This window comes from Caballeronia choica, from assembly GCF_001544535.1.
In the GTDB taxonomy this organism is placed as follows: domain Bacteria; phylum Pseudomonadota; class Gammaproteobacteria; order Burkholderiales; family Burkholderiaceae; genus Caballeronia; species Caballeronia choica.
Genome location: NZ_FCON02000180.1, coordinates 1 through 13561, shown reverse-complemented (window position 1 = coordinate 13561; position 13561 = coordinate 1). Strand labels below are relative to the sequence as shown.

At 59.4% G+C, this 13561-nt stretch carries 12 protein-coding genes and 3 pseudogenes; 5 read left to right on the top strand and 10 right to left on the bottom strand.

Translation table 11 applies throughout. From position 1 onward, the window contains the following. Both AWB68_RS38270 and AWB68_RS48525 read right to left on the bottom strand, forming a co-directional pair. On the bottom strand, nucleotides 1-428 hold a 428-nt coding region (locus AWB68_RS38270), incomplete at its 3' end, for a porin (RefSeq protein ID WP_143282004.1). Nucleotides 429-518: 90 nt separating this feature from the next. Continuing rightward, nucleotides 519-671, bottom strand: a complete 153-nt coding sequence (locus AWB68_RS48525; protein ID WP_160110143.1) for a hypothetical protein — start codon at nucleotides 669-671, stop codon at nucleotides 519-521. A gap of 67 nt (nucleotides 672-738) precedes the next feature. Here AWB68_RS48525 and AWB68_RS51930 point away from each other — a divergent pair. Next, nucleotides 739-1041: pseudogene (locus AWB68_RS51930) on the top strand (DDE-type integrase/transposase/recombinase); the annotation flags it as partial. A gap of 3 nt (nucleotides 1042-1044) precedes the next feature. On the opposite strand, the gene AWB68_RS38260 reads toward AWB68_RS51930, so the two are convergent. The 6 genes from AWB68_RS38260 to AWB68_RS38235 all read right to left on the bottom strand — a co-directional run bounded on the left by AWB68_RS38260 (nucleotide 1045) and on the right by AWB68_RS38235 (nucleotide 6689). Next, nucleotides 1045-2700: a 3-(methylthio)propionyl-CoA ligase gene (locus AWB68_RS38260; protein ID WP_235028735.1), complete on the bottom strand. Its 1656-nt coding sequence runs from the start codon at nucleotides 2698-2700 to the stop codon at nucleotides 1045-1047. A gap of 113 nt (nucleotides 2701-2813) precedes the next feature. Continuing rightward, nucleotides 2814-3104, bottom strand: coding sequence for a Rieske (2Fe-2S) protein (locus AWB68_RS38255; protein WP_374729649.1), 291 nt, complete (start codon nucleotides 3102-3104; stop codon nucleotides 2814-2816). 139 nt (nucleotides 3105-3243) lie between these two features. Next, nucleotides 3244-4092, bottom strand: coding sequence for a TauD/TfdA dioxygenase family protein (locus tag AWB68_RS38250; RefSeq protein ID WP_087649406.1), 849 nt, complete (start codon nucleotides 4090-4092; stop codon nucleotides 3244-3246). Nucleotides 4093-4111: 19 nt separating this feature from the next. Next, complete coding sequence (locus AWB68_RS38245; protein ID WP_087649405.1) at nucleotides 4112-5098, bottom strand: quinone oxidoreductase family protein; 987 nt, start codon at nucleotides 5096-5098, stop codon at nucleotides 4112-4114. A gap of 53 nt (nucleotides 5099-5151) precedes the next feature. Next, nucleotides 5152-5316 carry a hypothetical protein gene (locus AWB68_RS38240; protein ID WP_200828910.1) on the bottom strand — a complete coding sequence of 55 codons (165 nt, stop codon included), beginning with the start codon at nucleotides 5314-5316 and terminating at the stop codon, nucleotides 5152-5154. 113 nt (nucleotides 5317-5429) lie between these two features. Continuing rightward, nucleotides 5430-6689: an MFS transporter gene (locus AWB68_RS38235; protein ID WP_087649408.1), complete on the bottom strand. Its 1260-nt coding sequence runs from the start codon at nucleotides 6687-6689 to the stop codon at nucleotides 5430-5432. Nucleotides 6690-6957: 268 nt separating this feature from the next. Here AWB68_RS38235 and AWB68_RS38230 point away from each other — a divergent pair, with 268 nt between their 5' ends. Next, entirely contained in the window at nucleotides 6958-7959 is a 1002-nt protein-coding gene (locus AWB68_RS38230; RefSeq protein ID WP_087649404.1) for an AraC family transcriptional regulator, read from the top strand. A 215-nt stretch (nucleotides 7960-8174) separates the two neighbouring features. Here AWB68_RS38230 and kce read toward each other — a convergent pair whose 3' ends face one another. Together kce and AWB68_RS38220 are read right to left on the bottom strand one after the other, a co-directional pair. Beyond that, nucleotides 8175-9107 (bottom strand): 3,5-dioxohexanoate:acetyl-CoA acetone transferase, encoded by a 933-nt coding sequence (gene kce, locus AWB68_RS38225; RefSeq protein WP_087649403.1) that lies wholly within the window; start codon nucleotides 9105-9107, stop codon nucleotides 8175-8177. Between the two features lie 187 nt (nucleotides 9108-9294). After that, nucleotides 9295-10326: a beta-keto acid cleavage family enzyme gene (locus tag AWB68_RS38220; protein WP_087649402.1), complete on the bottom strand. Its 1032-nt coding sequence runs from the start codon at nucleotides 10324-10326 to the stop codon at nucleotides 9295-9297. Between the two features lie 186 nt (nucleotides 10327-10512). On the opposite strand from AWB68_RS38220, the gene AWB68_RS38215 reads away from it, so the two are divergent. From AWB68_RS38215 to AWB68_RS49075, 3 genes and pseudogenes are all read left to right on the top strand, one after another. Further along, nucleotides 10513-11514 carry an AraC family transcriptional regulator gene (locus AWB68_RS38215; protein WP_087649401.1) on the top strand — a complete coding sequence of 334 codons (1002 nt, stop codon included), beginning with the start codon at nucleotides 10513-10515 and terminating at the stop codon, nucleotides 11512-11514. A 27-nt stretch (nucleotides 11515-11541) separates the two neighbouring features. After that, nucleotides 11542-12849 (top strand): annotated as a pseudogene (locus AWB68_RS38210) (AMP-binding protein); the annotation flags it as partial. 45 nt (nucleotides 12850-12894) lie between these two features. Continuing rightward, nucleotides 12895-13041 (top strand): annotated as a pseudogene (locus AWB68_RS49075) (acetyl-CoA C-acyltransferase); the annotation flags it as partial. Nucleotides 13042-13561: the final 520 nt, after the last annotated feature.

The window sequence follows — 13561 nt, the reverse complement described above, 5'->3', positions numbered from 1 at the left end:
ACATCGGTTTCCGCCATCGCGTAGATCATCGGGATGATCTGGCGGCCGGCGTCGATCGAGCCGAACGGACCGGACGCGCCGACTGTCGCGAACTGGTTGAAGATCGCGGCCGTACCCGGCGTGTCGGACAGTCCAAACTTGCCGTTCGTGGTGTTGAATACGCCCTGCAGCTTGAAGTTGATCTTGTAGCCGCTGCCGATGTCTTCGCTTCCCTTCAGGCCCCAGTAGCTGGCATAGATGCCGCCGTCCTTGAGTTGATAGACATGGCCCAGGTTCGGTGCGTGCGGCTGGAACGATGCCGCCGAGGTGCTTTGATACAGCAGTCCAGTGTCGAGTACGCCGTAAAGCGTGACCGACGATTGGGCGTGGGCGGCCGTGGCGAACATCGCCAGCGCCGCAATACTGCTCAACTTCAACTTTGATTTCATTTTGTCTCCTCTGGTTTTGGGGGACGCCGCACGGACCCCGGCGGCTTTCTGGTTGATCGAATTAAACTAAATTGCTGCTGCGTCGGCTTGTCAGGCCGACAGGTAGTCGTCGCCGTACTGCTTTCGCAACGAATGCTTGAGCACCTTGCCGGTCGCGCCGAGCGGAACCGACTCGACGAAGACCACCGCGTCCGGCTTCCACCACCCCCCGGCCGTCAAAGAAGGCGAGCAGTTCGTCCACACGGCATTCCCGAAGTCGGGATGCAGGCACGCGACGTTCGCGATGTCGGCCGAACTGATCCATTCACTGCCGGAGACGATCCCGCTGGATGGTTACACCGCCTCGAATCGGGCCGTGCGCGAAATGAAAACCGATCTTCTGTTGCCGGCAAACACGAAGGTCCGCTCCTCGAAGTACCTGAACAACCTGATCGGGCAGGATCATCGAAACATCAAGTCGAGAACGGCTGTGATGCTCGGATTCAGACGGATCGGGACTGCCGCGACCACGATTTCAGGCATCGAGTTGGCACATCGCATTCGCAAGGGTTGGTTCGATCTCTGCGCTCTCGCGCTCAAGGACACCGCTGCGCCCACCATGCCATGGCATGCCGGGTCAGCCGACAGTCGGGCGTTCCGCCGGCTGCATCAGGAAGTCGCCGAAGCGCTCGCGCAGTTGGTGCTTCAGGATTTTTCCGGTCGCCCCCATCGGGAGCGCGTCGATGAAGACCACGTCATCGGGCGTCCACCACTTCGCGATCTTTCCTTCGTAGAAACCGAGCAACTGCTCACGCGAGAGTTCAGCTCCCGGCTTACGGACCACCACGAGCAGTGGACGCTCATCCCATTTCGGGTGCCGCGCTGCGATGCATGCGGCCATGGCAACGTCCGGATGTGCCATGGCGATGTTCTCGAGGTCGATAGAACCAATCCACTCGCCCCCAGACTTGATGACGTCCTTGCTGCGGTCGGTGATGTTCATAAATCCAGCGGGATCGATGGTGGCCACGTCGCCGGTCGGGAACCAGTCCTGGCCTTCGCTCTTGACGAGCGGACTGTCGCCTTCGTCGTTGACGTATGACGAGAGCACCCATGGGCCACGCACGAGCAGGTCACCGGACGCCTCTCCGTCCCACGGCAGTTCAGCGCCTTGGGCGTCGATGATCTTCATGTCGATGCCGAACAACGCACGGCCCTGCTTGGATCGCACAGCGCGCTGCTGATCCCGGGTCGACGCGAGTTGCTCGGTTTTGAGCACACCCACAGTGCCCAGCGGGCTGAGTTCGGTCATACCCCAGACGTGAAGGACCTGCACGCCGTACTGGTCCTCGAATGCCTCCATCATGGCGGGCGGGCAGGCCGAGCCGCCGATGATGGTGCGGTTCATGCTGGAAAAGCGCAGCCCCTTGCCCTGCGTATGCGCGAGCAGGCCCTGCCAGACCGTCGGAACGCCGGCGGACAGCGTTACGCCTTCTGCCTCCATCAGTGCGTACAAGGAGGCGCCGTCCAGGGCGGGACCGGGCAAGACGAGCTTTGCGCCGACCATGCACGCGGAGTACGGCAAGCCCCACGCGTTGACGTGGAACATGGGCACCACGGGAAGGATGGTGTCGCGCGCGGACAGATTGAGGGCGTCCGGCAGCGCCGAGGCATAGGTGTGCAGGAGGGTCGAGCGGTGACTGTAGAGAACGCCCTTTGGATTCCCCGTCGTGCCGCTTGTGTAGCACAGCGAAGACGCCATGCATTCGTCGAACTCGGGCCACTCGAACACGTCGTCCTGCGCCGCCATCAGGTCTTCATAGCAGAGCAGGTTGGGGATGCTGGTCTGTGCTGGCATGTGCGCGCGGTCGGTCATCAGCACGAAGGCGTCGATCCCCGGCAGGCGGGGCGCAACCGCTTCGATCAGCGGCAGGAAATTCAGGTCGAAGCAAAGCACCTTGTCCTGTGCGTTTTCGGCGATCCAGACCAGCTGATCGGGGTGCAGGCGCGGGTTGAGCGTATGCAGCACGGCACCGGAGCCGGAGACCGCGTAGTACAGCTCCAGATGGCGGTATCCATTCCAGGCCAGGGTGCCCACTCGCACACCGGGCTCCATACCCAGCGAGCCCAGCGCCTTGGCCATGCGGCGGCTGCGCGACGCCATATCGCGGTAGGTATAGCGATGAATGTCGCCTTCAACGCGACGCGAGACCACCAGTTGTTCGCCATGGTGGCGCTCCGCATGGCGAAGTAGTGAAGAGATCAGCAGAGGCTGCTGCATCATGAGTCCCATTTTGGGTGTCTCCAGAATGTAGAAGTGTTCGCTGGCAGCGGCGCAATCACACTGCCACGCGGTAATCGTTCTCGGGGTGCTCTGCAAACCGAATGCTTTCAGCAGGCACCGGCTCAGGGTGTTTCAAGCACGAGCATCACCTTGTCGCCTGTTGTATGCACGGGAAAGGTGTGCACGCAAAGCTTGCCGCCGTCAGGTTGGTCGCCTGCCAAGAGGTCAAAACGCAGACCATGTGCTGGACAGCGCAGAACGCTGCCCTCGAGCTGGCCGCTCGACAATGCAGCGCCGTTGTGCGGGCAGGAGTTGTCGATTGCGACCAGCTCGCCGCCGATGTTGAACATGACGAGGCTGCGACCCTCGACAAACAGCAGCTTGCGCTGGCCGGGTGCGAGTTCGTCGACCAATGCGACGGGTATCTGGCGTGACATAAAGACCTTTAGGCGGGAAGCACGCGGGTGGCATGCTAGCCAGCAACCTGGCCGGCGTCTGCCCGCCTGAAAGCGCGTGGGCGCTTGACTTGTATTTCCTGTTCTTCGGAACAGCTCAGAATGGTTTGCTGCCGACGATGCCGGCGCGCTCCATCTTGCGATGGCTTGGGGGGTAGTCCATCACTGCGTAATGCTGGGTGACGCTGTTGTCCCAGATCGCCACGCTGTTGGGTTTCCAGCGCCAGCGCACCTGGTATTCGGGGATCGCGGCTTGGCTGACCAGGTAGCGAAGCAGGTCGGCGGCGCCGGGATTGGCGTCCTGCCCATAACGCACGCGCGCCGGCGTGTGGAAATTGGTGAAGTGCGTGGTAAAGATGTTCACATACAGGATCTTTTCGCCCGTTTCTGCGTGTGTCCGGACCACCGGGTGCTCCGCATCGGGAAACTGCGCCTTGAGCGCATGGCGTTTCTCGATGGGCATGATGGCGCCAAACGTGGCCTCAATGCTGTGGCGCGCGCGCAGGTCCGCAATCTCGCTCTTGATGTGCTCGGGCAGCTTCTGGTACGCCAGCGCCATGTTCGCCCACATCGTGTCGCCGCCGACGGGCGGGCATTCCACGCAGCGAAGCACCGCGCCGAACGGCGGTGCTTCGCGCCACGTGGCATCAGAGTGCCACGCGTTCTCGTAGCGGTCGTTCGGCTGGTCCGGCGTGCGGTAGATCCGCGCCAGCCCTGGATTCTCGGGGTCGCTACTCACGACAGGGTGCCCTTCGAGCTCGCCGAAGCGACGGGCGAACGCCACGTGCTCGGCACGGGTGAAGTCCTGGTCGCGCAGGAATACCACGCGATATTGGAGCAGGGCTGCCCGGATCTCCGCAAAGAGGTCAGCATCGTGGAGGGCGTCGGCCAGCTTAACACCGGTCAGTTCTGCGCCAATCGCATGAGTGAGTTGTTCGATACGCATAGTTTCGATATTCCTCGTCTTACTGTTCCAACACGAAGACCGACGATCCGGTCGTCTTGCGCGATTCCAGGTCTCGGTGGGCCTGAACGGCGTCTTCGAGGGCGTACTTCTGGTTGATCTCGATCCGGATGCGACCGGCTGCCACATGGCCGAACAGCTCCGCTGCGAGTTCGGCTTTTTCGGCGGGGTCCGCGATGTAGTCAGCCAACGCCGGGCGCGTCAGGTAGAGCGACCCTTTATGCGCGAGCAGTTGCGGATTGAACGGCGGGATCGGGCCCGAAGCGGTGCCGACGCATACCATCAGGCCCCGGCGCTTGAGAGAATCAAGCGAGGCCTCGAAGGTGTCCTTGCCGACGCTGTCGAAGACGACATTGACGCCTACGCCGTTGGTCAGCTCGCGCACGCGCTTTGCCACGTCTTCCCGGCTGTAATCGATGGTGTAGTCGCAGCCATGTGCCCGCGCGACTTCCGCCTTGGCGTCGTTCGATACAGTACCGATGACCGTCAGCCCGAGCAGCTTTGCCCATTGCGACACGATCAGGCCGACGCCCCCGGCAGCTGCATGCAGCAGGATGGTGTCGCCCGCGTTGAAGGCATAGATACGCCGCATCAGGTAGGACGCGGTGAACCCCCGCATCGTCATGGCGGCGGCGGTTTCGAACGGGATGTCGTCGGGCAGTTTGATCAGGGGCGCCGCGTCGATCACGCGCTCCGTGCAGTAAGCGCCGAGCGTGTTGTACGCGCCGGTATAGGTCACGTGGTCACCTACCGAGACGCTGGTGACGTCTGGCCCCACGCTGACTACGGTGCCGGCCGCTTCGGTTCCAATACCAGAGGGCAGCGGCGCCGGATAGAGCCCGGTACGGAAATAGATGTCAGCGAAGTTCAGGCCGACCGCCGCGTGGCGGATCCTGACCTGTCCCGGACCTGGTTCGCCGACTTCGGCGTCTTCGTAACGCAGGACCTCAGGTCCGCCGGTTTGATGGAAGCGTATAGCCTTCGCCATGCTTCGTCTCCTGTGATAGTGATTAGAAATCCGGAAGTTCTCCGGTGTCGCCGTCAGTGCCGATTCCCGCGGTCGCTTGCCGCCCTGTCGCGCGCGAATGCAGCGAACCAGGCGAGGCTTCCGGAGTTGGCCATCGTGTCGGGGTTTGCCACCTTCTCCGCAGGCTGGCCCATCAGGAACTTCGTGATTGGCAATTCCATCTTTTTGCCCAACAGCATGCGTGGAATCGCGTCGACGCGGATCGCGTCGGTAGGCGCACATGGCGCGCCGACAGCGCTACCTTGATACGCTCGCGGATGGTGGCCCGCCGGGCTGGCTTTGCCGGAGTGTGTCATCGCACGGCTTGCTCGCGCAGGGCAGTCAGCCGGCTCAGGTCTTTGGTGTAGTTGCGCCAGCCGAAGACGAAGACAATCGCCGCGATCAGTGGTGCAACGAGGATGACGTTCAACGCACCGAACAGCCCGATCCTATCTGCGATAGCGCCCGTGATGATGGCGGCAGGTGCAAGTCCGAGCAGATTGTTCGCCAGCGTCAACGTAGCAAATGCGGAGCCGTGGATCTGTGGGGGCGTCAGGTTAGCCACCATGGCGCTTGAGGGGCCGCAGGAACCCGCGCCGAAAAACATGCCGGCACCGATCAACATGAGCTGCAACGGGCCGTTGGGCAACCGGAAAGCGACAACCAGCAGCATGAACGATGCCAAACAATAGACTATTGCGCTGGCCCACTTTCTCGTAGGATTCGACGCACTGACACGATCGGTCACCATACCGCACACACTCATGCCGAGTCCGGTGATCAGGACAAAGCCGGCAGCGCACAAGGCCGCCTTGCCAGGGGCCAACGCGTAGTAGCGATTCAAAAAGCTGGGCATCCAGGCCCACAGCGCGGCGGGAACCAGCAGTTGCAAACCGCTGCCAACATAGGCACACCGCACCGACGTGGACGAGAAGAGCCCGGCCATCAGCGTGCGAAAGCTTATGCGGACTCCGGGCTTTCCGGACACGTCGCGTAAGCCCGGGGGCAGCAGCGGAGTCAGTCGTTTCCCGGTTACGACGATGCTATAGGTGATGACCAGGACAATGCCAAAGCACCCCATGGCGGCAAAAGACCACCGCCATCCAAAGTGCGCTGAAAAAACGCCGCCGAGCGCCAGTCCCAGCACCGAACCAAAAGCCGAACCCGCCGCGAAAATACCAGAGAGCGTGCTTCGCAGGCGCGCGGGAAAGATACTCAGTACGACCGCGATCCCTACGCTGCCATAGGCAGCTTCGCCAAGGCCTACCAGAGCACGCGCAAAGAGCATTTCGCCGTAGCGTGTGGAGATCGCGCATCCCAGCGTCGCCAGGCTCCACAGGGTTGCCATGAGGACGATGCTTCTGATACGTCCCCAGCGGTCGGCGAGCACCGACAGCGGGAAAGTGAGCAGTCCCACCATCAGGGCGACGACGCTGCTCAGGGACCCCAACTGCGTGTCCGACATGCCCCATGCTGACTTCAACAGCGGAAAGACCGCATTCAGCACTTGCCGGGACATGTAGTCGGAAAACAGCAGACCAACGGTCAGGGCGAACACCACCCATGCATACATGGGAACGGCCGGCTGTCTGACCGGGATGTCCACCACGGTGGGTTCAATCAAAGGCGCGTGCAAGGTTGTCTCCTTTGCGTAAGGCTTTAGCCCTACTTATAGATTGTGAATGGCTACCGAACGTGTCCTCCAATATAGCGATGTCATGGAGTAAGATTTCTCATTTCGCGCCATAGATGTCGCATCTGGTGCCAGTTAGAGTAAACACCGGGTTGCCCGGACTTGGCTCGCGAGGCCACGACATTGTGGTCAAAATGGAGAACGCGCAATGGTTACGATGGTCCGGGCGGTCACTCTGAACGGCTATTTTCAATTGACCAGGAAGCTTGGCGTCAATCCACAGGCGCTGTTGCGACAGGCGGGCCTGGACGCAGCCATGCTGGCCAATCCGGAGCAGCGCATCCCGATAGGGGCGACCTGCGAACTGCTCGAAGCGACGGCGCAGATAGCGTCGTGCCCCACGTTTGGATTACAGCTGGGCGAAGCACGGCAGGAACTCGATTTCGGCGTCATTGGCCTGCTTTTCGCGCACAAGCGCACGTTGCGTGAAGTATTGCAAGCCGCCATTCAATATCGACATCTGCTTAACGAGGCACTGGGGCTATATATAGAAAGCGCTGGGGATAAGGTAGTGATTCGCGAGGAGATCATCGTGGACTCGCCCGTACCAATGCGACAGGCAACGGAGCTTGCGGTCGGCGTGCTTGCCCGTACCTGTAGCGCACTGCTGGGTGCGCGCTGGCATCCAGTCGCTGCCAATTTCACCCACTCGGCACCAGATGATCTCCGGTACTACCGACAGTTCTTTGGTTGTCCTGTAGTGTTCGGGAGTGATTTCAATGGCATCGTGTGCTCGGCAGTCGATCTCGATTACCCGAATCCTGCCGCCGACCCCGAACTGGTGCGATATGCTGAAAGCCTGCTTAAGCCGCTCAGCTCGGCCGAAGAGCATTCCATCGGATTGGAGGTGCGCAGGGCCGTCTACCTTTTGCTACCGCTCGAGATGGCCACCATTGAGCAGGTGGCGGAACATTTGCATCTGAGTACCCGGTCCATGCAACGGCAACTCGAATTCGAGGGTACGAGTTTCTCGGCTCAGGTCGAAGAGGTGCGCCACAACCTTGCCTTACGCTACATGGCGAACACGCGCTATCCGGTAGGGCGCGTCGCTCTGTTGCTCGGTTATACACGGCAAACTTCGTTCACGCGCTGGTTCAGGGCGCACTTTGGGACGACGCCGCGTGCATGGAGGACCGCGCAGTCGAAATAGCGCTGCATTGGGTAGCAACGCAAACTCCTCCCCATCCCGGGTCCTCACGATGCATTGACCAAAATCGTCGACCAACCCCCATTGCGTACCGACCTGATAGATGCGGCGTGCATCCTCGCCGGTGACGATGTCTCGGTTGAGCCCGCCGGGCGGCCTACTTGGCGTTATCAGTATCTTGCTTAGCCGCGGAGCCAAGTTTTCTACGTGTGAAAATCTCAGAAGGAAACCTTATCTTTACCTTTGAGCTTGAGTATCTCGCGCGCTTCATCCGGCGAGGCGACTTCAAGACCCAGCCCTTCCAAAATTGAGCGCACTTTGCGCACCTGGTCAGCGTTGGACTGGGCTAACTGCCCCTTACCAATCCATAGGCTATCCTCTAGGCCGACCCGGACGTTACCGCCCATGCTTGCCGCCATGGCCGCAATCTTCATTTGACTGACACCAGCACCTAATACAGACCATCGGAAGTCGTCACCGAACAGTCGGTTGGCAGTACGCTGCATGTGCAGAACATCTTCTGGGTGTATGCCTATGCCACCCAGGATTCCGAAGACGGTCTGAATGAAGAAAGGAGGCGCAACCAGACCTTGTTCAACGAAGTGCGCCAACGTGTAGATATGTGCTGTGTCATAGCATTCGAATTCGAAGCGAGTCTCATTAACGGAAAGCTCCGATAAAACAGCTTCCAGATCTGCAAATGTATTGCGGAAGATTACCTCTTTGGTGCCTTCCAGGAATGGGCGCTCCCAGTCATGCTTGAACTCTTTGAAACGCTTGAGCATTGGAAACAGGCCGAAGTTCATCGTTCCAAGGTTCATCGATGCCACTTCAGGCTTGAATACCTTGGCAGGCAGCATCCGCTCTTGCACGGTCATATAGGGCGAGCCACCCGTAGTCAGGTTGAGAACCGCATCGGAGTGTTTCTTGATTTGCGGCAAAAACTTACCAAACGCCTCAGGTGTCTGATCAGGCTTACCCGTTTTTGGATCTCGTGCATGCAAATGAATAATGGCCGCGCCAGCTTCTGCTGCCGCGATCGAGGCTTCAGCGATTTCTTCGGGCGTGACAGGTAGATGCGGGGACATTGAGGGCGTATGAATGCCCCCTGTTACCGCACAACTAATAATGATTTTGTTTTGCTTGAACATGATTGATGTCTCACTTGAAGAAAACTGATGAAGCAATAAGACGAGGCTCAACGTCGGCTTGAGCGCGCGTGAAGCCTGACAATTCAATCCACAAACTGTCAGTGCGCAAATACATGAACAGACGAGGTCTTGATAGAAATCCTCGTCTGCTCGAAACGATTTATCAGGTCAACAGTAAATCTCGGCTTTAGGCCGCTTTGCGGTTCGGAGCGAATCCGTTTGCTGCCAAGGTTTCATCGGCGCTCTTGTAAAACGTGCCGATCTTTAAGAGTTCTTTCGCTTCCTTGCCGTTGGCGACTGGCCGACCGAATTCCTTCGAAATCCGGACTAACTGCTTAATTTGTTCGACCGAACCGAATTTAGTCTTACCGTCCTGCGCCCACAGATTGTCCTCATTGCCGCAACGCACATGCAAACCTTGAGCGATCGCCATCATGTTAATTGGCAAAGTGTTGCGCATCAGGCTTTCGAACGTCAGCAGGGCGCCGTCCGGAACGGCACGAACGAACTGGGCCATGTGATAGAGATCAGGCGTGTCTGCGCCGCCAGCAATCGGAATCCAGGTCAGGTTTAGCGGAACATTGCAAACGCCGCGGCGCATCATGCGCTCGACCGTCATGAAAGAAGCCATATTGCCGATCTGGAATTGGATACCAATATCGTTGGCCGAGAGCCGCTTGATATGCTCTTCCACCCATTGCGGACCCGCAGGAAAGGTCATCTCGCGGTAGGCATGGTAAATGGCGGGCTGTGCGAACGAGGTGCCTGCGATGTCCGCCTCGGACATGATCTCAACCAGGTTGAATTGGTTGGAGTTGATGGCGAGCGTCACCTGGTCTGGCTTGGGGTCGAGTTCGGCCAGCATGTGACGGGTGTCATCGCTCAGCCATTTGGCGGCCTCGCCTTCGCTTTCCGGAGCAAAGGAGATGGAGCCGCCGACCTGGATGACCATGTCGGGCACGGCCTTGCGTACGCCGGCGATCAGCTCATTGAACTTGGACAGGCGCTTGGAGCCCTTGCCGTCGAGTTCACGCACGTGCAGGTGCAGCACGGTGGCGCCGGCTTCATAGCATTCCGCAGCCTTGTCGATCTGTTCTTGCATGGTCAGCGGAATGTCTTCCGGGAAATCGCTAAGCTGCCACTGAGGACCATAAGGAGCAACGGTGATGACCAGCTTTTGCTGATTTTCTGGCAGGAGATGCCCGTCAAGTAAATTCATGATATTTCGTTCCTGGTTGGTGGTTGAACTGTGCTCTGTGTTTAGAACGGTTGGCCAATGATTGCAGCACGCACAACCGTATGAATGCTTCGTGCGTCAGTGAACGTGAGTATCGGCCATTGGCAAACGACAATTTGACATTTGACGACACTCGCTTTACATTCTGCGACAGCAGGAGAAAGTGAAATGTCCTATTTGATACGCAGTGCTGTGCTGACCAATTACGTCGAAACGGCTCGATCAGTAGGCTTGGAACCCTATCGGCAATTGCGGGATTCCGGAATTCACCGCTCAGTGTTACTCGAGCCAGACACCATGATTCCGGTCGACGCGGTGACACGGCTGTTGGAGAAGTCGGCTCGGCTCGCAAAAATTGAAGATTTCGGGCTGCGCATGGCTGAGACCCGTCAGCTATCGAACCTCGGTCTGCTTGGTTTGGCGCTACGAGAGCAGCCGACATTGCGCAAGGCGCTCGAAGCCATGGTCCACTACCTGAGGCTATACAACGAAGCGCTCGTCATGCGTGTCGAAGAAACGGAAGGAGTCGCCATCATCCGGGAAGACATGATGGGCGGCATTCCTGGGGCGGTTCGCCAGGCAACGGAGTTGGTGCTGGGCGTTACGTACCGGATGCTGGGCGTGATACTTGGACCGGCCTGGAAGCCTCGCACCGTCTGCTTCACGCATAGTGCTCCCGCTAGCCTTGTTGCGCACACGCGCGTGTTTGGCGCTGTAGCGTTCAGTCAGGATTTCGACGGCATTGTGTGCCTCGCATCGGACCTGGACGCCTCGATTCCCACTTATGATCCAGTCTTGGCACAGCAGGTACGCCGGTATCTTGACTCGATGCTGCTTCAATCCAACGCAACGATGTCCGACAAAGTCAGGAAGCTGGTTGTCGCACTGCTACCTTCCGGACTATGTTCGATCGATCGCGTAGCACAGCACCTAGGGGTCGACCGCAGGACTGTGCAACGTCATCTGGCTGATCACGGCGACAGCTACTTATCGATTGTCGATGCGGTGCGCGTTGAATTCGTGGCGCGACATCTTGATAGCAGCGATCGGTCGCTGTCTGAAGTTGCTACGCTGATGGGTTTTTCGTCGTTGAGCGCATTTTCCCGATGGTTTGGCGCGCGATTCGGGATGAGCATGTCGAAGCGGCGCAAGCAATGCGCGAAAGGGTAAAGGCACTCCCCGTATCTTCAGTCTGACGACCTGACCTTCCTGCCGTTGATCAAGGCCGTCGCCGGCCGCTGCGAGACGGTCAAGGCGTTCATCGCCATGACCGATCACGCCCACATGCCGACAGACGCCGGCATTGACAACCTGCTGTGCTATGAAGATCTGATCGAGCAGAGTTCGCCTGTTTACGCCTGGCCGGTTCTCGACGAGGACGCCGCCAGTACGCTCTGCTACACCCTCTGGCACGACGGGCAACCCGAAAGGCGTCCTGTACAGCCATCGCTCATCGATGCTGCACACCTATGCGGCGGCGCTGCCTGATGCGCTGAACTGTTCGGCGCGCGACGTGATCCTGCCCGTTGTGCCGATGTTCCATGTCAATGCCTGGGGACTTCCGTACATCGCGTGCATGGTCGGGGCCAAACTTGTGTTCCCGGGGCCCGCTTTGGACGGCAAATCGCTGTATGAACTGCTCGAAGCCGAGCAGGTTACGCTGCTGGCGTTCCGACTGTCTGGCAAGGCCTGCTTGGTCATGTTGAGGAAACCGGCCAGCGATTCTCGAGCATGACACGCACCATCATTGGTAGCGCGGCCCGTACCCCGGCCATGTTGCGCAAGTTCCAGGAAACCTACGGCGTAGCGGTGTTGCACGCTTGGGGGATGACTGAACTGAGCCCTATGGGAACCATCGGCACCATGAAGGCCAGGCATATCAAGATGTCCCCGGAAGAGCGTCATGCCGTGCAATCCAATCAGGGCCGCGCAGTGTTTGGCGTCGACATGAAGATCGTTGGCGCTGACGGCATGGAGTTGCCCTGGGACGGCGCGACTTCCGGTGACCTGCTGGTGCGTGGGCCAACGGTGGTGTGCGACTATTGCAGGAATGACGGGGATAGTGCGCTGCAGTTCGATGACGAAGGCCAAGGGTGGTTCCCGACCGGCGATGTTGCGACCATCGATGCTGATGGCTTCATGCAAATCACCGATCCCAGCAAGGACGTCATCAAGTCCGGGGGCGAGTGGATTGGCTCCATCGACCTGGAGCATATCGCCATAGCACATCCAGCAGTCTCTCAGGCAGCGTGCATTGCCGCGAAACACGCGAAGTGGGACGAACGGCCGCTGCTGATCGTCGTCAGGAGACGGCAGGCGGATTTGACGCGGGAAGAACTACTCGCCTTTTATGAAGGCAAGATCGCGAAATGGTGGACGCCGGACGATGTGGTCTTCGTCGACGAAATCCCGCTGGGTGCAACAGGGAAGATTTTGAAAAATCAGTTGCGAGAGCGCTTCGGCGATTTCCTGATGCAGCCAACGGAATGCCAACGCCTTGCCTGACCCGGCGCGTCATGGCCCTCGTCACGCCCGATGGCTCCCGGCGACTCAATGAGTCATCCGATCGGGGGCCACGAGCGCGCTGATTTCCGTCAAGGCCGTGCATGAGTTGCTCGCGTCGACCGTCGGTATGCGCTGGTCACGATGTGCATTGGCGCCGGCGAAAGAATCGCGGCCGTCTTCGAGCGAACCTGATTGGCTGAGTTACAGGCGTGGCAGCCGCCATCGGCACGGCGTCCAATGAACGATGTCTGGCTGCGCCTTATGCGCATCTGAAGGACGTCGTCACGCTCACCCCCCATCACTTGATGCAACCCATATCCGAAGAAAGCCGCCGCCGAACCCCGCGCATTGCCTCTGCTTGGGCGTTCTGGGCATTCTGGTACCCTGTGGTCTGACATCCTGTTGCCTTCCCTCACGGCGATTCAGCAGGACCTGCACATGTCGTAAGCGACCATTCAAGCCGCCCTTGCGTCGTGACGCCGGAACAATTTCGTGGTGGAGGCAACAATGCCGTCGAAGTGTCGGCGAAGGCGCGCCACGGCCTTCATTGGCTCAATCATCGCCTGAGGGATGAGTTTGACGCCCAACGGTGATTCGAACCATGCTGTGGGACTCATCCCCAACGAAAGCGGCGCTTCCGGGTCGCTGGAGCATTCCGATCAACCTCTCCCAATGGCTTCCATATCTAGCGGCTCCGAACCCTCGACGACCG

Excerpts from the sequence above, each read along its gene's own strand:
- AWB68_RS38235 (WP_087649408.1), bottom strand. The coding sequence starts at position 6,689 with ATGTATGCATGGGTGGTGTTCGCCCTGACCGTTGGTCTGCTGTTTTCC.
- kce (WP_087649403.1), bottom strand. The coding sequence starts at position 9,107 with ATGTTCAAGCAAAACAAAATCATTATTAGTTGTGCGGTAACAGGGGGC.
- AWB68_RS38245 (WP_087649405.1), bottom strand. The coding sequence starts at position 5,098 with ATGGCGAAGGCTATACGCTTCCATCAAACCGGCGGACCTGAGGTCCTG.
- AWB68_RS38250 (WP_087649406.1), bottom strand. The coding sequence starts at position 4,092 with ATGCGTATCGAACAACTCACTCATGCGATTGGCGCAGAACTGACCGGT.
- AWB68_RS38220 (WP_087649402.1), bottom strand. The coding sequence starts at position 10,326 with ATGAATTTACTTGACGGGCATCTCCTGCCAGAAAATCAGCAAAAGCTG.
- AWB68_RS38215 (WP_087649401.1), top strand. The coding sequence starts at position 10,513 with ATGTCCTATTTGATACGCAGTGCTGTGCTGACCAATTACGTCGAAACG.
- AWB68_RS38260 (WP_235028735.1), bottom strand. The coding sequence starts at position 2,700 with ATGGGACTCATGATGCAGCAGCCTCTGCTGATCTCTTCACTACTTCGC.
- AWB68_RS38230 (WP_087649404.1), top strand. The coding sequence starts at position 6,958 with ATGGTTACGATGGTCCGGGCGGTCACTCTGAACGGCTATTTTCAATTG.
- AWB68_RS38240 (WP_200828910.1), bottom strand. The coding sequence starts at position 5,316 with ATGCTGTTGGGCAAAAAGATGGAATTGCCAATCACGAAGTTCCTGATG.